This window comes from Pseudarthrobacter sp. CCNWLW217, assembly GCF_037203985.1.
Taxonomy (GTDB): Bacteria; Actinomycetota; Actinomycetes; order Actinomycetales; family Micrococcaceae; genus Arthrobacter.
On record NZ_JBBCBT010000048.1, the window covers coordinates 1 to 1,059 of the forward strand.

The window sequence follows — 1,059 nt, forward strand, 5'->3', positions numbered from 1 at the left end:
GGTTAGGGGTTTTGGACGTGGTCCTTGGCCTCTGTTGCTTTGTCTTTGACGTCGGCGGCGGCGTATTGGCCTTCGGTTTTGACGTGTTCGGCGGCGTCGGCGGCGGTGGCCTTGACGTTTTCCATGGCTTCCTGGGCGGGTTCCTTCAGGCCCTGGGCCATGTCTTTGGCGGCGTCGGTGAGCTCGGTGGTGAGTGGTTCGGCGGCGGTTTTGAGGGCGTCGGCTGCTTCGCGTTCCTTCTCACTGGCCGGGATCAGGGAGGAGAGCAGCATGCCGGCGCCGAACGCGATCAGGCCGGCGGCCAGGGGGTTGCCCTGGGTTTTGGTTTTGACCTGGGCCGGGGCGTCGCTGATTGCCTGGCCGGCGTCTCCGAGGGTGGAGCCGACGGTGTCGCCGGCGTGGCCCAGGGCGTTGCCGGTGTGCCCGGCGCGGGTGTGGAGGGTGGTGGTGGCGTCGTCCGCGGCTCCCATGATTTTCTCCTTCACTCCGAACACGGCATCTTTTACCTTGTCGGTTTGGCGGTGGACGATGTTGGACGGGGTGACTTTGTCGGCCACGGCGTCCACGTTGGTGCCGAGCCGGGCTCGGGTTGCTTCTATGTCTGAACGGATTGCGTCCGGGTTATCGCTCATCGTTGTACCTCACCGGGTTTCAGGGTTGGGGGGATTTCTGAGAGTGTTTCGCCGGTCTGGGGCAGGCCCTTGACGGCTTTGAGGTTCTTGCGGCCGATGGAGGCCAGGACCGCTGCGATGATGGCCCAGATCACGGCGATGACGACGGCGGACCAGCCCAGTCCCATCAGCTCGCCCAGGGCGTACCAGAGGGCGATGGAGAGGAAGAGCAGGACGAAGTGCCCGGCAACGCCGGCGCCGGCGAGCATGCCGCCGCCCTTGCCGGCCTTGGACGCGGACTCCTTCAGTTCGGCCTTGGCCAGCTCCACTTCCTGGCGCATCAGCGTGGACAAATCCCGGGTCACCTCACCAAGCAGGTCACCCAGGGACGTGTTATCCGCCTTCGCATGCGCCGCTGACGCAGGAGTCTCCGGCATCTGGCTGCTCA

At 65.5% G+C, this 1,059-nt stretch carries 2 protein-coding genes; both read right to left on the reverse strand.

From position 1 onward, the window contains the following. Nucleotides 1-2: 2 nt before the first annotated feature. Complete coding sequence (locus V9L18_RS21965; protein WP_337349263.1) at nt 3-632, reverse strand: DUF3618 domain-containing protein; 630 nt, start codon at nt 630-632, stop codon at nt 3-5. Further along, complete coding sequence (locus tag V9L18_RS21970; RefSeq protein WP_337349264.1) at nt 629-1,048, reverse strand: phage holin family protein; 420 nt, start codon at nt 1,046-1,048, stop codon at nt 629-631. Before V9L18_RS21970 ends, V9L18_RS21965 begins: the two co-directional genes overlap by 4 nt. Nucleotides 1,049-1,059 lie beyond the last annotated feature (11 nt).